Here is a 20132-nt window from a genome sequence, read left to right on the forward strand (position 1 = left end):
CTTATTTTGTCCCCATTAGCAGTGTGACAAACGTTTTATTATGAAATTGTGTTTGACCTCCGCTCACTAAAGGAGCAATTTCACCATAAGCATAGAAACCACAACAAGGTAATGCCTTTGGTAAATGAGTTTTGACAAGCTGATACTCCTCTTTAGCAAGAGTTCCCAGAATTCGCCGTCGGGCTGCACAGGAAATAAGTAATGCTGCTGTTGGCTCTACACCGGGATAATCGGCAAGAGCATTTTTCAAGGATGTCTCAGAAGCTGACAGAATATTGTCACGAGTTGCATCGGTGATTTGCACAACTGCCTGTTCAGGAATATCTGAGAAGAAGGTCACACTACCAGACTGTTGATCGTAGCCATTGGGTGCTCGCAAATAGAAATGATCTTGATCCTCAAAAACCGCCAGGGCATGGATGGCATAGTTGGACGCAAAACTTTCTTCACCAAGATAGTGCTGATAGAAATCTAAGGCACGCTGTCCATCAATTTCATACACTACGTTGCCATCTACTTTAGTTACACGGCTACGTTGGCCAATGGGAGTCCAACCACTGGCAACTCCGTGGGAAAATAGTAGTTGTCCAGAGAACAGTAGGACTGGAACTGAATCGCTTAAGACTTCACCTTGAAAGAATTGGTAGGTTTTGTCAAAAGTATAGTCATCGGCAGCCATTCCCCCAATGATCGGAATATGCCCTCCCAAGCTTTGTTTTAAACCCTCTAAAATCAAGACCCCATTGCTCGTTAGACTATCGGGAAAGGTGATACACAATTGTGGTAATGATGCACTCTTTGCCTTTGCTTGGGCGATCGCTTCTTGGGCCGCAAGGGCTGGATTTTTGGATGCTTCTCGTCCAATACCTGCCCGAATTTCCACCTCATCGCTAGCAAACAGCATTAAGGTTAGAGAATCTTGCTGAAACTCCAGAATTGAGGAGATTTCTCCATTTGTAGTTCCACCAATCAACTCAATTCCGGGGAAAGCATCCTGGATGCGTTGCAAAATTAACGCATGGTCAAAGTCTATAGCAGTGAATAAAAGTCCAGCCTGAGGAATTGACCCTGCTAGGGAACAGCTACATTCTTGAAGAATTTCAGCGATCGCATTTTGGGAATCAGGATCGTCACTATGACCAACAACAACTCGAAACACAGCTACCCCATTGTAAGTTTCAATATCAGTGTGCTAATCCAATTTGGATGGCAGCACCCTGCAACCTACACTTAGATTTCCCACTTACTTGAACTAAATCTCAATTCACCTGATTTTTTATTTTCCGTCTTATCTGATATTCGGTAAAATACCCATAATATAAAACTTTTGTTGCTAGTGAGGACTTTAGTCGTGTCTACGAGACGCTATGCAAACAAAATCAGGACTTCCGTCCTGACTACAAAAATTTTTTACTCAGCTTGATTAACTGGACATCATATAACACAAAAACCGCATGAAAAATTTTGGGGGCATTTTCTACAAAATTAACTCCCTAGTTCTTAGTTCCCAGCTCAATTCATCTGCAATAAATTTTCGCCACGTTGGTAAATTTCCCGCGCATGGTCAGTCCAAGCGCCTTGTCCCCAATAGCGAAAACAACTGGTTTGCAGCAAAAGGTTATGTAAGAGAATGTTACGATAATGAGATTGTCTGGTAATAGGTTCTGCTGAGTCAGTTTGCAGTAATGGATCAACCTTTTGATGGAATGAACTACTTAATTGATACATTGGAGAAATCACATTTTCATATCCTTTTACCCAACTGATATGATTTGTCCAGGAGGCTCCATCCATGTGAAAATTAGAGTTGATTTGCTTTAATTCTTGAATCGCATTCTCTACAGCTTCCGGTTGACAATTGTCTGCTGAAATTCGCTCCCAAATCTGATGTTGTCCCACTGGCTGACAAGTTGGATAATCTTCAGGTTTACATCCAGCAGCTTCTATTAATTCTAAATATTCTGTACCACATATCCCCACAACACCTGATTTTCCTCCGCCATTATTGACCATATCCCACCAAGCTTGTTTAAAAGCACTAGGAAATTCATTCATCATCACACCACCATTTTCACCATCTCCAATTTGGCTAACTATTGGTGGTACAAAAATACTGCCAATTGGTTGTTTGGATAAGGTTTTAGCTTCATAATAAGGCTGCATTTGTGCGACTAATTTAGTATCTGAACCTTGGGTTTTAATTAAGGCTGTAATGCTAATTGTTTCGCCTTGAGAATTGCGGGCAATCAGACGATGTGGTAAATGTTTATGGGTAAGAGATTGACCGTTAATTGTTTCTACAGAATGTTCTTGAACGAGTAGCCAACGATATCCACATTCTTTCAGCGCTTTCACAAATTCAAAGAGAGCATCAGGGTGATTTGGGAGGTGCATTTCTGGGGGCGAAAATCCTTTGACTCGCGCTAGTGCTTCCCAGCCAAAAATTGCTGCAAAGTGATGTTGCCATGCAATGATCTGCAATTTAATATCTGCTATGGGTGTGGAAGGAATAACTGCATGGCTCCACATTGTACCCAGCCACTCTACATAAGGTTGGTATGTGCGATCGCAAGTGATGCGTTTGAGATTATCGAGAATATCACCGCGTCCCATTTGTCGCAATCCCCACAAAAGATTACCTGAGTAATCCAACATCACACGGGGATTACAACCTTGATTTACAAGTTCGGGAATCAAGTCTCCCATGCGGCTGTAACAATATGCAAAAGCATCTGCATTGTGGTTATCCCCCTCGTTGGGATGTTCAAACATATATTGCAGATTGCTAATTAGTGTACCACCATTTCCAGCAGGTATAGTTGGCTGGTGCATGTGTAAGGCGATCGCAAACACAGCATTTACGTCTTCTAAGCGGATATTCGTTGTTGGTAAAAATACTGGTTGATTATGGTTAACTACAGAGAGAACCTCTGTTTCCCAACCAGAAATATTCGGTAAGCCATCAATGATTTCGGGCAAAGGAGTGAGAGTTGTAGGGAAGGAAAGCATTTCTGGTTGCTCCGAAATAAGTTATATCTATAAAGTTTACGGGAGTATCTAATAGCACCTTAGCCAGCATAAATCCAGTAAATACCCTGATTCATAACATTTTTAGGTGATTTTCAGTAACTGCGAACTCAGGCAAGTCTAGTAATCATTGGTGCAGTCTACCCAGATATTCGCATCTTTGTGTTCTACTTTTTGATAAAGTTTGTTTACGCTCTGCGGATGCACCAAATAAATAGGACTTACACACAAGTTACGGAATAACGTAGACCGCTTCGGCTTGCCGCAGGCTACCACACAGGCGCAGACAAGGCAGTGCGTTGCGGGGGTGGAGGAGTTTGTAGCAACTGGCGCGACACAGAGAAATCAGAGTTTGAGAAGATAAGTCCTAGTAAAGCTTGGCTTCATTTCTGGTTAGGTAGATAGATTGCACTTATGGCACAAAATGATGGATAATTAAAAGTATTTTCATAAAATCTGGGATATTTATTCCTTATTGAATCATTTGGGGTAGCTTCAATTAGGCGTTCTACTACGAAACAATTATCATTTAAAGAATTGACTATTGTTTCAAAAGTATGATGATAACTTACTAATTCCATTTCCTCAAACATATTCCATCTATATTCATCGTTGTGAAAATATGGATGCATGGTCACGTCATAACCACTTCCATTCCAAACTTGACCGATGACTTCATTAAATGGATGATGAAACGAGAAGACAAATTTACCCAAGCTACGGATTACTCTTGCAACCTCAGCAAATAATGGACTTAATTCTCTAATATAGTGAACCATTAAACAGCTATAAATTAGCTCAAATTTTTTATCATTAAATGGTATTTTTTCAGCCATACCAACATAAAATTCTATTTCTGGATGTTCTCTGCGAGCTATCTCAATCATTGTGTTCGACTGATCCAGACCAATAACATTTCCTCCCCAAGACTTCACTTTTGCAGTAAAATTCCCAGAGCCACAGCCCAAATCTAACACATCACGTTGATAAACATTTTTCTCAATCAGCTTTGTCATTGCGGGAATATCTAGATATTCATTCCAAAGACTACTTTCTTTGTTGTTTCGCTTTAGATGATATTGTTCACCATATTTGTCGTACATTAACTTGTTATGTTCTTGATGAATCATGATTTTCTTAACTTCGAGATTATTTTTAGTAGTCTCTCATTTTAAATGACTGACTGAGATGATATTACAAGAAGTTCCTGAAGGCAAATGCATGATCATGGCGCGATCGCAACTCTGGTAGAAATTTTGCTCCCCGGTAGGCGATCGCGTCAAAAAATTTAGGACTTATGTGCAGACACACAACAAATCATGTTCTTGACAAGAACAAATCGCCGAAACGATGGATTCTCGTCAAAAAACTCAGTTTCGGGATCAGCTTGTTCAGTCTTTCACGAGGCTGTTTTGTTGGTGAGGGCGGAGCTGCTATTTTTAAAATTAGCTCTAGCAACCAGGGAGCAAGGCGTTGACACAACACGGCTAAATGACTTTGCCATCCGACTAAAATTTCTGGTGAATCATTTTGCATTCCGGTGACGAGTGCTTTAGCCACTTCCTGGGGAGTCATGGGGATCACCCAGCGAAATAATTTTAAGTCGCGCACCATGTCTGTGTCTGTAAGGGAAGGCAGTAATGCGATCACCCGGATATTATGTTCAGCTAGTTCGCGCCGCAAGGCTTGGGTAAATCCCAAAATTGCAAACTTGGTAGCTGAGTAAGTCGCCATCGTCGGTGCAGCAACTTTCCCCATCAGGCTCGACACATTGACAATTGTCCCTTGTCTTTGGCTGGCCATGCGTCGAGCGATCAGACTAGTGAGGTTGTACATTCCTAACAAGTTCACAGAGAGTTCTTCTTGAACTTGGGGCATTTTAGATTGCAAAAACGAGCTTTGATATGCGACTCCCGCACAATTAACTAGCAGGTGAATCTGTCCATAATTGCGCCACAGTTGGGCAACAGCAATATTCACTTCAATTGTCTGCGTCAAATCTAATGCCACGATCGCAGTTTCTGTGCCCATTGCCTCGATTTCCTTGGCTACCTCAACTAACTTTTGGCGATCGCGTGCTATCAATATTAGCCGCTTGATGCCTTGTTGCGCTAGTTCGAGGGCGATCGCTCGTCCAATACCACGGGAAGCCCCTGTAATGAGGGCTACTTTGCCTTGAATATCCATTGGTTTTATCCTCCAAAATCTAAGTCTTACCAAACTCTTAGTTATTGCTGACACACATAATCAACACCTACTCGCTTATCGGCACAAGGTAAGACAAATAATTAATCGCAATTAAAATCAAACTGAAACTAAGCCTTTATCAACGAGATACTTTTTAGTTAATCTGCAATCCCTCATAATTGTCTATACGAGGCAGACATTTCTCGTTTTTAATCTGTCAAAGCCTAACACACTTGGCTGAATACACGTAGCTCATAGATTTTATTTCTCCTAGATCCAAGCGCTCATCAGCATCGTTGTAATACACACGTTAGCAATTAAATCAAGGTATTGCAATATTCTTTAATCAGAATTTCTTAATAGTTCTTTACGACAAACATATATATGGAAAAGATTTTATTAAATAAGTTTTTATGAATACCTCAGTACAAATATCTCACTTTCCTGACAATTAGCTGCGATTTAGTGAAATTATTCTACCTAAGTCATAGCTAAGAAACAAAAAAGACATATAAGTTTTGCTTTTCTGTTGCAACACTGAGGTTTTTCAAGTATTTGGCAGATTTTAACCAGTACAATTACTGACTAATTTTAAATCCCGGTCTATTATTTTAAATTTTTAAAATAATAGAAAAGAGTTAAATGATTGTCTTCAATGTAAATTACAACGGCATATTTATCTGCCAAAACTTTAGGGAAAATGGTTACTTGTTTGGCTTTAGCTTTGAGTTCATCAAAGGAATGGTTGAGACTTGTCTGGTATATAGCATTCCTTTAATCATTTATGAATAACAAGATCCCCGACTTGTTAGAGAAGTCGGGGAGCTAAAGCTTTCAATCTTCACAAATCAAATAAGATTGCTATAGTTAAAACTCTAAGTAAGTGGGCAAGAATAAATCAAACTATAGCGATTCTGAGTTGAATGCAATACACACCTAACCCCCAGCCCCTTCCCTACAAGGGAAGGGGAGTAATATTCAAAGCCTCTCTCTTTTTAGGAGAGAGGTTTGGAGAGAGGTCAAAGGTATTGCATACAAACGAGCGTAGGCGTAGCCCGTCGTAGACATGGCTATATGTTACGCAATATAAAATTATCGGACTTACGCAGACTCAATGATTCTTCTCTGTCAGACGCTGCGCGTACTCCTGCAAAGAAGCAAACTACGCGTAGCGTCTGGTAGAGATGGCGGTTCGAGAAATTACAGCTATTTTCAGGTAAATAGACCACGCGTAGGGGCACAGCCAAGCCAAGCGTTCATTACAGCAGCTACAAATCATTACTCCCTACTTCCATTCGACTACGCTCACGGCAAGCCTACTGTCTCTCTTTTTCCTGACAAGAGCGAATAAACTCTGCAAACTGCTGCATTAGTTTGGGATTACGCCAACCGGAATCAGTTTCTTTTTGCATGATTGAAAGTGCTTCTGCTGAAGTAAAAGCTCTTTTGTAAGGTCGTTCGCTGGTTAGGGCATCGTAAATATCGATTAACTGAAATACTTGCGCTAGGTAGGGAATATTATTCTCCTTGAGTCTATCAGGGTAGCCTGAACCATCCCAGTGTTCGTGGTGATGGCGAATAATAGGAATTACACCCCGCATACTGCGTAGTGGCTGGCAGATTTTTTCTCCAATTAAAACGTGCTGCTGCATGATCTGCCAATCTTCGGGGGTGAGTTCGCCTTTTTTGAGCAGTATTGCATCGGGAATACCCACCTTGCCGATATCGTGGAGATAACCACCCCACCGCAAATCTCGAATTTGGTAGCGTGAAAGGTTGAGGTATTCACCAAAAACTTGTCCCCGTTTTACCAGCCGTTCACAATGATTACCTGTGTTGGGATCGCGACTTTCAATAGACATGGCAATGGAAAATAGTACTTGTTCGGCATGGTCTAAATCTTCGTTCAGACGCTTCTGCCGCACCAAGGATTTTACGCGTGCCGCCAGTTCCACACGATCAAAAGGTTTGCTGAGAAAATCATCAGCCCCAGCTTCAATTCCCCGAATGCGCGATCGCTTGTCATTTAACGCCGTAATAAAAATCACTGGGATTAGCCTAGTCTGCTCATCCTGTTTGAGTAATTGGCAAACTTCAAATCCATCTATTCCTGGCATCATCACATCCAGCAAAATTAAATCTGGTTGTTTTTGAGTTACCAATTCGACAACAATTGAACCCCTGTCCGCCTCAATCACTTCGTATCCTTCTATTCCCAAGAGGGAAACAACAGCCATACGACTGGCAGGATGATCGTCAACTACTAAAACCCTCGGCGGATCTAAATCAAATCCATTCACTTTAGAACCTTTGACTTATAGTGATCTAGATACCAATGAATGATCACTGCAATTAACATCAGCTTTTATGCAACAATACCTGAGACTTGCCTTTCTTCAAGCATAAGGTTTTCTTGAGATCAGCCTAAAGAATAACCCATAATTAAGCTATTTGGCTTGTAAAAACTTGTTGTCTGAGTATCTGGAAAATAAATCAGAATTTTTGGCGAAAAAATGTCTAACTTTTCTGGAATTAAGGACTGGGAACTAGTTTGTAGTTGCATAGGTTAGCCAGTCGTAGACATCTCAATCTAACTACAAACTAGTTTCCATAAAATCCCTGCCTTGTGTTCCCAATAGCCACTTTTTTCGCCAACCAGAAGTAGGTTCCAGCGAAGAGGTTTGTTGCTCTTGTTGTCGCCGCATCACGATGACTTCGGTTGGATCGCTCAGTTGAGGATCGCGATAGGGAATAGCAGCACGGGTTAGCAAGTGTTCTTTTTCAGCTGGCGAGAGGGGAGGGAGTGCTGAGGAATTTTTTAACTCAGCACTTTTAGAATGGGCTGCCACAGTACCAGGCGATCGCCTTCCCACAGGTGGGGTAGAACCGATGATCAAGCCAGCAGATAAAAGTGCTGTGCGTACAGCAGCAGCACAAGAATAGGTGGCTAATAAACCATCTGGATGTAAACACAATGACAGTTGTTTAATAAATTCAACAGTCCATAATTGAGGACATTGTGGTGGTGAAAAGGGATCGAGGAAAATTGCATCTGAAGAGAAACCTAACTGATGTACTAGCGCGATCGTAGTTCTAGCATCGCCAATTAGTAGCTTCGCTTTCAGGTAAGGTGTTTGCACTTGATGCTCAAAAGCTAGCTGGGACAAGATTCCAGTATAATTACAGTTCCAATTGTCGAACAAGTGATGAGCGATCGCAGCTTGTGGCACAGCTGGATTCAGTTCTAAACCAATTACTTCAACACAACAACTAGGATTCACTGCCCAAATTGTCTGCAAAGCAGCAGCTGTGTTATATCCTAGACCATAACAGATATCCAACAGCCTCAAGACTGGTTTTTGTGCGGCTGTGGCTAGTTGAGTAGGTTCTACAAACTTGAAAAAACTCTCCTGCTTCGCTCCATAATGGCTGTGAAAGGATTCACCAAACTCTTGAGAGACAAAGGTGAAAGAACCATCTGCTGTGAGCTTAGGTGTAAAATTTTCTAAGTCTGACATTTTATATTTTATATTTTATAAATAAACTTGAATTCTTTGAGAGCATTCAGCACCACTCATGTCAGTATCCATGAACTCAACAACATCCAAACAAGCTTTAGTCAAATTGGCTCCACTCAAATTAGCACGAATGAATTTGCACTGGCCCAAGTTGGCACTAGTCAGATTGGCGTTACTCAAATTGGCATCAGTCAGATCGGCACCAGCCAAGATAGTATCAGTCAAGTTGGCTCCACTCAAATTGATTCCAATCAAGTCAATTTCTCCTTTGATGAACCACTACGACCAGAACCAAAAACACATAGCATTATATTTCCCAATTTAGACGTACTCAAGTTTAAATTTGCAGCAATTCAATTAAATAGAATTAGTTGGCGAGATTATTTAATCCAACAAAACCCTATTGCCGCAGCACTTATGGCAAAAATGAATATTTCACCAGAAAAACGTCCGCAAGTCAAGGCGGAATGTTTGCGGCTATTAACTACTCTCAGATTAGACCCCGCAAGGATGCAACTGATTTCTGGTTTTATTGACACTTATTTGAACTTAAATGAAACAGAAGAACAAAAACTTAACTCTCACATCGAACAACATAATATACGCGATCGCATTTCTAAATTACGTGTACTCAAGGTTGCCATAGTTACTTGGTATTAGTTCCTTAATCCAACCTACGAGCGATCGCTAGGCTTCGGTACAAAAGATGATAAAGTCATCATTGGTAACGTCATACTACTCGACAAAGACCTGATTACCGCGATCGCAACTGATAACCCAGTTGCGTAAGTCCTCTAAATAACGCCTAATTTCCAATGCCCAATACTTCTCTACGAGAGGCTGCGCCAACGACAACGCTCAGTACAAGTACCCAAATTGTTGTTTCGCCAGCTTGGTTATTTGAACATCTAGAAGATCCGCAAGTCGTGATTGTGGATTGTCGCTTTTCTCTAGCCGATCCACAACTAGGACAACAACAGTACCAAACAAGCCATATTAAAGGGTCATATTACCTAGATTTAAATCAGGATCTTTCCAGTCCAGTGGGTAAACATGGCGGCAGACATCCTTTACCTAACCCTAATGATATCGCTAACAAATTTGCCGCCATTGGGGTAAATTACCAAAAAAGTTTAGTTGTAGCTTATGATGATTCGCGCTTTGCCTTTGCATCTCGTTTATGGTGGCTGTTGCGCTATCTCGGACATGAGCAAGTAGCAGTACTGGATGGAGGCTTTGCTGGATGGCAAAAAGCTGATTATCCGGTTACGGATGTCATTCCTCAACCCCGGATCGGTACTTTTGTAGCTCAAGTACAAACAGAAAAGGTGGTAGATATTACGGCGGTGAAAAGCCGGAAAGATAGCGACGAGGTAGTATTGGTAGACTCGAGAGAAAGCGATCGTTACCGAGGTGAACGAGAGCCAATTGATAAAATTGCTGGTCATATTCCCGGTGCAGTCAACTATCCCTGGCAAGAAGTTACAGACTCATCCGGCTATCTACTTTCTGAAGATGAACAACGCCGTCGGTGGGAGAAACTAGAAACAGCCGAAGAAATCTTGGTATATTGCGGTTCTGGCGTTACTGCTTGTGTGAATTTACTTTCTTTAGAATTAGCTGGCATTAGCAAGGCTAAACTTTATGCTGGTAGCTGGAGTGATTGGATTTCCTATTTATAGTCATTTGTCATTGGTCATTGGTCATTAGACATCTCCAGAAATTAGGTTTTCACCTTGACAAGATAAGGGTTTGAAATTCTTTTTCGGAGATGTATATTGGTTTTTGACAAATGACAAATTTCAAAACTGACCTAATTGCAAATTGTAATTAATAGTGAAGAACCAGCCATCAAAATCAATGTTTTCATCGGTTGAATTACCTAAACTCACTCCAGCCTGCACATTCATATTAGTGGTATCGGATATTCGGTAATTTAAGTGTCCGAATAGGCGATGAAATTGGTCTTCTCGATCGCGCTGTGTAAAGTCAGAGAAGTTAGCCTGATAATCAATACCAACCTGGAGGGGCTTTTGCAAGTAGTAGTTTAGAGAAACCCAAAAGGAATTGATTATCCGATTACGACTTAGGGGATCAGCAAAATTTACACTCAATTCGTAGAAGCTATCTAGGGTTAATTTTGGAGTTAAGGGATCTCGCCGTCCCAAAGACAATTGGAAGGAATTCTCATTTAAAAAGCGATCGCCTGCTTTGAAGCTATCCAGGCGATCGCTGTTGTTGGCATAAAATAACTGTTGATTGCTCCAACTCATTTCTCCGTACATTCGCTGCGATAGCTGCTGGTAAATACTGAGATTGAATCTTACCTGGTTGTAATCATATTGTGACTGATTTAGATAATGAATCAGATTCCCGTCAATTGAGCCGTTTAAATAAGTCTTAGATCCCAAAGGGAAATATGCAGAGGCTAACGTCAATCCAGAAATAATTAAACCATCTTTTATTGGAATATGATTTGAGGAAAAAATGTTATCTGTCTGGAAGTATCCTACACGGGCTTGTAGAGAGCCTATGGGTTTAAATTTAACAACGGGTTGTTCTGTCGGTGGTAGTGGCTGCTGTTGTAAGGGTAGTAACCGCACACGTAACCCCAATTCGCGATCAGACTCAGGTGGTAGTTTTGGCGATCGCAGCAGATATATTAGCCTCTCTAGTCTTTGGGAGTAATTTATCTCAGGTGCATTTAATAGTTGCTCTTTTGAGTCTGAAGGAGATGTAGGCAAATTACTTGGTTGCGATTCTAGCTGTGGCGGGTCATTTTGCTTTTGAGTATCTTCAGGTTTTTCGATTGTGTTTGGGGCTTGAGTTGTTTCTCGTATTTGCTGTGCCAGATTTAACGGCATCTCGGAGTCTAAAGGATGCGACTCACTAGACTGCTTGCACAAAGAGTTAATTTCTTCTAACTCCAACTTCTGACATAACTGCTGATAATTTACCTGTGTGCTTGCTAAATTTTCAGCACGCAAAATATCTGTATTTGCAGATTCTGTCGCATCTACTCTAATGCAACACCAACTTCCACCACTGGACGCTAACAAAATACAAAAAAACAAATTCTTCCAGTTATTGAGTCGCATCTGGTTAGATCGCTTGTTCGCGTTTGACAAATGTAGATCTAAAAGCTCTATCGAAAGTTCCGACTCATAATATATAATTGAGTGCATCTATTTTAGCTTTGTAGGTATATACTGAAACTACAAACTAAAATTGCTGCTTTTCAGATTTTTTATCATTAAAAAAATATCCAATTATTTCTTGTGGGGTGGGCGACACGATCGCCCAGTAACCAAAGGCGCTAATGTTGCCCACCGCACAAGTAGTAGTAATTTATTTATTGGAAATTTTTTTAAATCTGTCATAGACTTTGTTTCACACAATGTCAGTTTCAGAAAAAAAACTTAAAAAAAATTCGCCCTCACCCTAAATCCCTCTCCCATATCTGGGAGAAGGACTTTGAAATTCTGGCTCCCCTTCTCCCAAATCTGGGAGAGGGGGTTGGGGAATGAGGGCAAATCCTTTTGATCACAGAATAACTACAGGTTTCAAGATAGACGTGGTTTATGTGTTTATTTTTTGTCTATTTTATGTATTAAATGTCAAGTAAAAAGTAATTTAAACAATTAGCAGCCGCTTAAACTTGTAAGTTTTTTGATATTAGTTGAAGTTCACAAATTCTTAAACTATGTTTCATAAATCGTTTCCACTATTAGTTATTGCTTTATGGGGAGTTATAGTACTGCCTTTGCCAAATCGGGTAAATGCCATAACTCCTTTGACGCGAGCTGAGATTCAGAACCTCCTCAACTTGGTACAACTGATACCTAGAGATAAACTCAAGAAACGTCCTGCACGCAAATCAGATGCAATGATTCCTGGGGATGGGTTATCAACTGGTCGAGCTTCCCTAGCAGACTTGCGCTTTAATGACGGCTCTTGGGCACGAGTTGGGGAACAGGCTATATTTCAATTTTTACCAAAGACTCGCAGCTTTAGACTCTCAAACGGAACTGCATTGCTGCTTATCCCACCTGGAAGGGGGGAAACACGTATACAAACGCCAAGTGCAGCAGCAGCAATTCGTGGTTCAGCATTATTTGTACGTTACAACCAACAAACAGATACAACGATTGTGGGTGCGCTGACAAATAGCGGCATTGAAGTTTCTAATAAGGAAGCTTCTCAAACTCACGTGCTGCAAGCAGGACAGATGATGGTTATAGTTAATGGCAAATTTCAGGGCTTATACGATTTTGATCTCAGAAATTTTTATGAAACGAGCGATCTGGTTCGGGGATTTGATTTGAATAGGCAAAATCTTAGACCTGCGGCCGACCCTGCGATCGCTAGCGTTCAAGCTGAAACTGCTGCGGCTTTGAGGGCACAGTCGCCAATAACAGGTGAGGGAGTAGTTGAAAACCCATCTTTTTTACAGTTAACCACTAGTCCTTCTAATTCGTCTAACGACAACATTATTACAAACGATTCCCCACTACACCCTATTGAAGATAATTCCCTATTAAATTCCTTTAAAGACGCAGGACAAGTCCTGTCAAATATTGAGCAGCGTTCTGGGATAAATCGTAAGAATAACAATGTAGGTATTCAAAATCATAACGTAGAACTTACACCAAAAACTCCTGTAGAACTTACACCAAAAACTCCTGTAGAACCTATACCAATAATTCCTGTAGAACTTACACCAAAAACTCCTGTAGAACTTACACCAATAATTCCTGTAGAACTTACACCAAAAACTCCTGTAGAACTTACACCAATAATTCCTGTAGAACTTACACCAAAAACTCCTGTAGAACTTACACCAAAAACTCCTGTAGAACCTATACCAATAATTCCTGTAGAACTTACACCAAAAACTCCTGTAGAACCTATACCAATAATTCCTGTAGAACCTATACCAATAATTCCTATAGACCAAAAACCTATAACTCCTGTAGAACCGACACCAACAATTCCTGTAGAACCTATACCAATAATTCCTGTAGAACCTATACCAACAATTCCTGTAGAACCTATACCGCAAAAACCAACCACATAAACCACATAAACGCAAATTTATACCCCATGCCAGAGGCATAAATATAACAGTTAACTACTGCCTCTACAGCCAGCAAAGCAAAAAGTGATATTCCCTACGACTAGAGAACATCTGCTAACGGTAGATTAAATCAAGGACAGGACTTACACAGCGTTCACCGGATATCCTTATATAGTTCAATCACGTTTTCTGTGTAAGTTCCCAGGAACTAACTTGTTGCTAAAGAGAACATAAATTTATGACTTTTGATTACGACCTGTTTGTAATTGGTGCGGGTTCTGGAGGTTTAGCGGCTTCCAAACGGGCGGCTAGCTATGGGGCAAAAGTGGCGATCGCTGAATATGATTTAGTTGGTGGCACTTGTGTAATTCGCGGTTGCGTTCCCAAAAAACTCATGGTCTATGGCTCTCACTTTCCCGGACTATTCAGTGATGCCGCAGGCTATGGCTGGAAAGTGGGTAATGTAGAGTTGGACTGGGAACATTTCATTACATCTATAGATAAGGAAGTTCGGCGACTGTCGCAACTACACATCAACTCTTTAGAAAAAGCGGGTGTGCAACTAATTCCTAGTCGCGCCAGATTGGTAGACCCCCACACTGTAGAAGTTGATGGACGTAAAGTTACAGCAGACAAAATTTTAATTGCTGTTGGTGGGTTTCCCGTCAAGCCAGATTTACCAGGGATGGAATATGGCATTACCTCCAATGAAATCTTTCATCTAAAAGAACAACCAAAACACATCGTCATTCTTGGCGCTGGTTATATTGGCACGGAATTTGCCTGTATTATGCGCGGTTTGGGTTCTGAGGTGACGCAAATTACTAGAGGTGAACAGATTTTGAAGGGGTTTGATGATCACATTCGCACAGAAATTGAAGAGGGGATGACAAACCACGGAATTCGGTTGATTAAAAATAATGTGGTAAAAACAGTTGAACGCGTGCCAGAAGGGTTTAAACTAACTTTATCAGGCGAAGACCAAGAACCACTAATTGCCGACGTGTTTTTAGTAGCGACTGGTCGAACTCCCAATGTAGATGGGCTGGGTTTAGAAAACGCTGGGATTGATATTGTTGCTACTTCTATGGAAGGGCCTGGATACGCTACCACAAATGCGATCGCAGTCAATGAATATAGTCAAACTAGTCAACCGCATATTTTTGCTGTTGGTGATGTCACTGACCGAATTAATTTAACTCCTGTGGCCATTGGCGAAGGTCGCGCCTTTGCCGATAGTGAATTCGGAAATAACCGCCGCGAATTCAGTCACCAAACTGTACCCACAGCCATATTTTCTAACCCAGAAGCCGCTACAGTCGGCTGGACAGAAGTCGAAGCACGGGAAAAAATCGGTGATGCTGTAAAAATTTTTCATACTCGCTTCCGCCCCATGTACCATAGCTTGACTGGTAAGCAAGAGAAGACAATGATGAAGTTGGTGGTTGATAGCAACACTGATAAAGTGCTAGGCGCTCACATGGTAGGTGAAAATGCAGCTGAGATCATTCAAGGTATAGCGATCGCTGTGAAGATGGGCGCAACCAAAAAAGATTTTGACGCCACTGTAGGTATCCATCCCTCAGCCGCAGAGGAATTTGTCACAATGCGGTAATACGAAAGAGTTAGGAGTTATGAGTTATGAGTTGAAGAAAGAAACTTAAAACTTAAAATTCCAAACTCCAAACTCCTGTACAGACGCGATTAATCGCGTCTCTCCTCACTCCTAACTATCTACAGCCTTGCACTACATATATCTTCACGGCTTTGCTTCCAGCCCTAAATCTGCCAAAGCGCAGGATATAAGCGATCGCTTTACCCAAATTCAGACAAAGCTGAAAATTCCCGACTTGAATGCTGGTGATTTTTCCCAGTTGACAATCACTCGTCAGCTAACTCAAGTTGCCGCCGAATTCAGCAATGATTCTACACCAGTAACGTTGATTGGCTCAAGCTTGGGCGGTTTGACTGCTGCCCATTTGGGACAACAAAATTTACAAGTGCAACGCTTAGTTTTGCTAGCACCAGCTTTTGGGTTTTTATCCCATTGGTTGCCCAAACTCGGTGATGAAGAAGTACAACGTTGGCAGCAAGAAAAATATATCATGGTTTACCACTATGGGGAGGAGCGAGCAATTCCTTTAAATTACGATTTCGTTACAGATGCCACCCAATACCAAGAAAAGCTTCTGCAACGTCCCATTCCCACCCTAATTTTGCATGGAAAAAAGGATGAAGTCATCCCCATCGAAGCCAGTCGTAACTTTGGGCGTTCTTGTCCTTGGGTGGAGTTAGTCGAACTCGACAGTGATCACGCTTTGGGTAATGTTATGGAAGAAATTTGGCAGGCAATTCGCCTCTTTTGCCAATTACCTTAAAGTTGTAAAATATTAAACCTACACATAACCGAATATTTTTCAGTAAGTACTTAGCTGTTAGACATTTAACTTGAATATTACCTGAAAGTAAAACTCTTGTGGGGTAGGCCGGAAAGCCCGCCCTGGTTATGCAAATTAAAAGTACGCTTATTGAACTCATAGATCCAAAGAGGCTATAAACCGCGTCTATCTTGAAACCTGTAGTTCTTCGGTGATGAAAAAGATTTGCCCTCATCCCCCAACCCCTTCTCCCAGATTTGGGAGAAGGGGAGCCAGAATTTCAAAGTCCCTCTCCCATATCTAGGAGAGGGATTTAGGGTGAGGGCAAAAACTACGGTTCTCGATTTAGATGAGGTTTATTTACTAACTTTGATTTAAAATCCAAAATCCAAAATCTAAAATCCAAAATTGATATGCTTCCCTTCATCCGGTCAGATTTAGCACAATTTACCGCCTACAAACCTCACCCCAGTAGCGATACAGCCGCATCTGTAGCCACACAGTTCGATCGCTTGGATACAAATGAAAGCCCCTACGATTTACCACCTGAGTTAAAAGAGAAGCTGGTCTGGACGTATCAGCAAGTAATTGAAACAAATCGTTATCCCGATGGCGGTCATGAAACACTTAAGGATGCGATCGCACAGTACGTCAATCAGTCAGCCGCCCTCTCGCTATCGAATACTGCTGCCAATATTTCTGTTGGCAATGGTTCAGATGAACTAATCCGCTCATTATTAATCGCCACCTGTCTAGGAGGAGAAGGTTCAATTCTCGTTGCCAATCCCACTTTCTCTATGTACGGAATTTTGGCGCAAACTTTGGGCATTCCTGTAGTGGCGGTGGGTAGAAATGAAACAAATTTTGAAATTGACTTAAAAGCAGCACAGTCTGCGATCGCAAAAACTCAAAATCCCCCGATTCGCGTAGTTTTCGTAGTCCATCCTAATTCGCCGACTGCTAATAGCTTAACTGCGGCAGAGTTGGCATGGTTAAGAAGTTTACCACAGCATATTTTGGTAGTAATTGATGAAGCTTACTTTGAATTCAGCCAAACTACCCTAGTAGGTGAATTAGCACAGCGTCCAAATTGGGTAATATTACGTACTTTTTCTAAAGCTTTCCGATTGGCAGCTCTTCGCGTTGGCTATTGCGTCGCTCATCCTGAAGCGATCGCCATTTTAGAAAAAGTTCGCTTACCCTACAATCTCCCCAGCTTTTCCATCGCAGCAGCATTAATTGCTTTACAAAATCGCACACTCTTGCTAGAGTCAATTCCCGAAACCCTGAGTGAACGAGCCAAACTCATCGAAATTTTGTCCCAGCAACCAGAACTACAAATTACCGCCAGCGCTGCTAACTTTATTTACCTGCGTCTGAAACCAAATGGCTTTGATTCACAAGATGCTGTGTTAAAAACTTTCCACCAGAAACTTAGAACACTCGGCACCTTTGTACGACATATTAGTGGAGGATTGCGAATTACTGTCGGCACAATAGAGGAAAACGCCCGCACCGTTAATCGAGTCCAAGCTGCTTTGGCAAATTTGGAATTTTAGCAATTCACTCAGTAATTAAATCGGCTGTCCACCTGACTGCCCAAACGGCGGACTATTCCCACTGTTTGTGGCAGCACACCTACTAAAAGAGCAAAAGCAACATCCGGCAGAAGAACCACTATTTCTGGTGGAAAATATTGCTCAAATTGATCGAGAATCTTTTGAACTCGCTGCCCAGGCACTGGGTTTTCTGTAATTTGTTTGATCAATCGAATCCACTGTCGCCTAATCAAGTAAGCCTTCTGGCGTTCTTCATTAGATTCGGGAGTTAATAAAGATAGATTACCTATGGGCAATGCCCTTTGGCAATCACAATCGTAATCCCCACCCACAGCAGCCCCAGGCCCAGCAAACTCTGCATGGTAGCGTTTAAAAAGTATTAATCCATTTCGTCTACGACTATTGACAATGAAAACTTCTCCACTGTGCAAACGTGTAAGGATATCCGAGCCTTGTGATTGCTCAGTTCCATCTTGCATAACAAGAGAGTCAAGGAAACTAGTTTCAGGGTAATAAGTTGATACCATAGAGGTTTGATAGCGTCGATGCTGTTCGCTATCCATGTTTTTTAAACTTTCAACGAATTTGGTAGTAGTATGCACTTCAAAACGGAACTAGCTGTTATGTCAAATTAGGTTTTGGAATTCTTTTATTATCAAGAGTCTTTTGGCCAATTTAACTAAGATAGTAATCAATAGGCATTGTTTACTAATTGAGTGATCATATTTTATGAAATATAATTAGATTTGTCTCCAAATTCAGAGAGTTTTTTTTTAAAGTTTTTATAAAGATGAATATCTTAATTACAAAGTTATTATGAGGACTTGCTGATTTGCTAAGGGTCATTGTACAGCTATTTTCGCTATAGTTTATTTACTTATCTATATAAAATACTCCAAAGTATTATTCTTTAATTGAGAAATAATAAAAAAGACAAAATGTAACATTTAAGTGAACTTTTCCGAAGTTATCTTTTATTAAAATAATCAGCTTTTATTAATTTGATGAATAGGAAGATCCGGAAAAAGTCTAAATAAAATATTCGGAAAATAATTATCCAAAGCTATATACAGCAGAATTCCGGAGTCAAAATTCAGAATTCAGAACTAAAAGACGCTTTCTCCCTGGCTTTGAGACGAATCGTTGTGTACTTCATAAACTTGAAAATTGCTGTATATTTAGCTATTTAGCTAAGATTGACTGAGTTGTTAATTAAGTTAGTTTGTACTTTGATTGTCGATATTGCTAATAGATTTTCACCAAACTAATTACAACATCAAAATTCCAATTACCAAAATAAAATTCAGATAGTAGAATCAGCACTCAGATGCTTGTGCAAGAACATCTGGCTTGAGCGTCCTAGTAAAAATGCATTCCAGTTCGATTCGACTTTATGTACCCGATATCCCGCCTTGAAATAAAGTTGCCTTGCCTGATGATTATTTTCCAAAACGTGGAGATATAAGTCTTGAAATCCCCACTCGCGGGAGACTTTTTCACAGCTACTCAGTAACCCTGAAGCCACACCATGTCTACGGTATTTTGGGTGAACCGCTAAATTAGATAAGTAAGGAAAACCCATACCAAGCTGGCTCCACGAATCACTGTAACGTACACCCAATTCCACACTTCCCACTAAATTATGAGCCGCACCAGTAGTAGCTTCAAAAGCGACTAAACAAATATGACGCGGCGGAGGTGATGCCATGCGATGCCTTAAGTCTTCGTAAATACCCAAACGTAGCAATGGAAAAGCCCATCCCCACATACCCTTTTGGGAATGAAAGCTTTCAGCAATAATTTGGGCAATATCAAGCAAATCAGCAGGTGTAGCTGTACGAATTTGAAATTGGCAGCAAGCTGGATCGATTGGCTGTTGCTGGTATGGATGAAAAAACCGATATTTCAAGGCTAGTTTAGTATTGATTTTATTCAACGAAAATTTTCTCAAATCTCCTCAAACACCATTTAAACTTATTGAAAACTTTATATCTGCCCAGGAGATTGAACTCACCTAAGACTGCTAATTCGCTTTTCCTTGTAGAGTATACAAAGTTTTACACTTTAGTTTAGGGCTTTATAGCCTGCATTTTTGAAAGAGTCTTAGAAGTTACAGCTTCATAAATCTACAATCTTTCCCTTGCTTTAGGTAGGGAGGATATCAGTCTGTTTACCACAAAAACATCTGTCAAGTCGTACAGGTTTAGGTGAATGGGTAGATAAATAGCATAACCTGTCCGTAGGCAGAACCGACAAAATTGTTAAGTAAGTACACTACCGATAAACTCTGGTTGCAGTACTGAACTTGTTTATGAAATTATCGCTACACTAATAGAACTTTGCTACCAGGCCATAGGAACAGGCTGTACAGCTACTGGGGAAGAAT

Annotated in this window: 15 protein-coding genes and 1 pseudogene; 6 read left to right on the forward strand and 10 right to left on the reverse strand. The window is 40.9% G+C overall.

The genetic code is table 11. The annotated features are described in order from the left end of the window. Position 1: 1 nt before the first annotated feature. The 7 genes and pseudogenes from V7K15_RS18255 to V7K15_RS18285 all read right to left on the reverse strand — a co-directional run bounded on the left by V7K15_RS18255 (position 2) and on the right by V7K15_RS18285 (position 8987). The gene (locus V7K15_RS18255; protein ID WP_334907372.1) at positions 2–1159 is read right to left on the reverse strand and encodes an FIST signal transduction protein; all 1158 of its coding nucleotides are present in this window, start codon (positions 1157–1159) and stop codon (positions 2–4) included. A gap of 353 nt (positions 1160–1512) precedes the next feature. After that, a complete protein-coding gene (locus V7K15_RS18260; RefSeq protein ID WP_334907374.1) occupies positions 1513–3009 on the reverse strand; it encodes a glycosyl hydrolase family 57 in 1497 nt (498 codons plus the stop codon). A gap of 401 nt (positions 3010–3410) precedes the next feature. Beyond that, on the reverse strand, positions 3411–4157 hold the full coding sequence (locus V7K15_RS18265; protein ID WP_334907376.1) for a class I SAM-dependent DNA methyltransferase: 747 nt from the start codon (positions 4155–4157) through the stop codon (positions 3411–3413). A gap of 187 nt (positions 4158–4344) precedes the next feature. Then, on the reverse strand, positions 4345–5214 hold the full coding sequence (locus V7K15_RS18270) for an SDR family NAD(P)-dependent oxidoreductase (RefSeq protein WP_334907378.1): 870 nt from the start codon (positions 5212–5214) through the stop codon (positions 4345–4347). 1316 nt (positions 5215–6530) lie between these two features. Further along, a pseudogene (locus V7K15_RS18275) lies at positions 6531–7526 on the reverse strand (response regulator); the annotation flags it as partial. A gap of 282 nt (positions 7527–7808) precedes the next feature. Further along, a complete protein-coding gene (locus V7K15_RS18280; protein ID WP_334907380.1) occupies positions 7809–8732 on the reverse strand; it encodes a tRNA (5-methylaminomethyl-2-thiouridine)(34)-methyltransferase MnmD in 924 nt (307 codons plus the stop codon). Positions 8733–8747: 15 nt separating this feature from the next. Then, on the reverse strand, positions 8748–8987 hold the full coding sequence (locus V7K15_RS18285; RefSeq protein WP_334907381.1) for a pentapeptide repeat-containing protein: 240 nt from the start codon (positions 8985–8987) through the stop codon (positions 8748–8750). A 171-nt stretch (positions 8988–9158) separates the two neighbouring features. Here V7K15_RS18285 and V7K15_RS18290 point away from each other — a divergent pair, with 171 nt between their 5' ends. Together V7K15_RS18290 and V7K15_RS18295 are read left to right on the forward strand one after the other, a co-directional pair. Continuing rightward, positions 9159–9392, forward strand: a complete 234-nt coding sequence (locus V7K15_RS18290) for a hypothetical protein (RefSeq protein WP_334907382.1) — start codon at positions 9159–9161, stop codon at positions 9390–9392. Positions 9393–9547: 155 nt separating this feature from the next. After that, the gene (locus V7K15_RS18295; protein WP_334907383.1) at positions 9548–10414 is read left to right on the forward strand and encodes a sulfurtransferase; all 867 of its coding nucleotides are present in this window, start codon (positions 9548–9550) and stop codon (positions 10412–10414) included. Positions 10415–10534: 120 nt separating this feature from the next. On the opposite strand, the gene V7K15_RS18300 is transcribed toward V7K15_RS18295, so the two are convergent. Further along, entirely contained in the window at positions 10535–11830 is a 1296-nt protein-coding gene (locus V7K15_RS18300) for a hypothetical protein (protein ID WP_334907384.1), read from the reverse strand. Positions 11831–12435: 605 nt separating this feature from the next. On the opposite strand from V7K15_RS18300, the gene V7K15_RS18305 reads away from it, so the two are divergent. From V7K15_RS18305 to V7K15_RS18320, 4 genes are all read left to right on the forward strand, one after another. Continuing rightward, positions 12436–13809 carry a FecR domain-containing protein gene (locus tag V7K15_RS18305; protein WP_334907385.1) on the forward strand — a complete coding sequence of 458 codons (1374 nt, stop codon included), beginning with the start codon at positions 12436–12438 and terminating at the stop codon, positions 13807–13809. A 238-nt stretch (positions 13810–14047) separates the two neighbouring features. Then, a complete protein-coding gene (gene gor, locus V7K15_RS18310; RefSeq protein WP_334907386.1) occupies positions 14048–15424 on the forward strand; it encodes a glutathione-disulfide reductase in 1377 nt (458 codons plus the stop codon). 127 nt (positions 15425–15551) lie between these two features. Next, complete coding sequence (locus V7K15_RS18315) at positions 15552–16187, forward strand: YqiA/YcfP family alpha/beta fold hydrolase (protein WP_334907388.1); 636 nt, start codon at positions 15552–15554, stop codon at positions 16185–16187. Between the two features lie 413 nt (positions 16188–16600). Further along, positions 16601–17746 carry a histidinol-phosphate transaminase gene (locus V7K15_RS18320; RefSeq protein ID WP_334907390.1) on the forward strand — a complete coding sequence of 382 codons (1146 nt, stop codon included), beginning with the start codon at positions 16601–16603 and terminating at the stop codon, positions 17744–17746. Between the two features lie 8 nt (positions 17747–17754). Here the strand turns inward: V7K15_RS18320 and V7K15_RS18325 are convergent, their stop codons facing one another. Both V7K15_RS18325 and V7K15_RS18330 read right to left on the reverse strand, forming a co-directional pair. After that, positions 17755–18309, reverse strand: a complete 555-nt coding sequence (locus V7K15_RS18325) for a hypothetical protein (protein WP_334907392.1) — start codon at positions 18307–18309, stop codon at positions 17755–17757. Positions 18310–19049: 740 nt separating this feature from the next. Continuing rightward, complete coding sequence (locus V7K15_RS18330; RefSeq protein WP_334907394.1) at positions 19050–19682, reverse strand: GNAT family N-acetyltransferase; 633 nt, start codon at positions 19680–19682, stop codon at positions 19050–19052. Positions 19683–20132 lie beyond the last annotated feature (450 nt).

The organism is Nostoc sp. (genome assembly GCF_036919815.1).
Taxonomy (GTDB): Bacteria; Cyanobacteriota; Cyanobacteriia; order Cyanobacteriales; family Nostocaceae; genus Nostoc.

Excerpts from the sequence above, each read along its gene's own strand:
- gor (WP_334907386.1), top strand. The coding sequence starts at position 14,048 with ATGACTTTTGATTACGACCTGTTTGTAATTGGTGCGGGTTCTGGAGGT.
- V7K15_RS18280 (WP_334907380.1), bottom strand. The coding sequence starts at position 8,732 with ATGTCAGACTTAGAAAATTTTACACCTAAGCTCACAGCAGATGGTTCT.
- V7K15_RS18290 (WP_334907382.1), top strand. The coding sequence starts at position 9,159 with ATGAATATTTCACCAGAAAAACGTCCGCAAGTCAAGGCGGAATGTTTG.
- V7K15_RS18295 (WP_334907383.1), top strand. The coding sequence starts at position 9,548 with ATGCCCAATACTTCTCTACGAGAGGCTGCGCCAACGACAACGCTCAGT.
- V7K15_RS18300 (WP_334907384.1), bottom strand. The coding sequence starts at position 11,830 with ATGCGACTCAATAACTGGAAGAATTTGTTTTTTTGTATTTTGTTAGCG.
- V7K15_RS18265 (WP_334907376.1), bottom strand. The coding sequence starts at position 4,157 with ATGATTCATCAAGAACATAACAAGTTAATGTACGACAAATATGGTGAA.
- V7K15_RS18260 (WP_334907374.1), bottom strand. The coding sequence starts at position 3,009 with ATGCTTTCCTTCCCTACAACTCTCACTCCTTTGCCCGAAATCATTGAT.
- V7K15_RS18325 (WP_334907392.1), bottom strand. The coding sequence starts at position 18,309 with ATGGATAGCGAACAGCATCGACGCTATCAAACCTCTATGGTATCAACT.
- V7K15_RS18320 (WP_334907390.1), top strand. The coding sequence starts at position 16,601 with ATGCTTCCCTTCATCCGGTCAGATTTAGCACAATTTACCGCCTACAAA.
- V7K15_RS18305 (WP_334907385.1), top strand. The coding sequence starts at position 12,436 with ATGTTTCATAAATCGTTTCCACTATTAGTTATTGCTTTATGGGGAGTT.
- V7K15_RS18270 (WP_334907378.1), bottom strand. The coding sequence starts at position 5,214 with ATGGATATTCAAGGCAAAGTAGCCCTCATTACAGGGGCTTCCCGTGGT.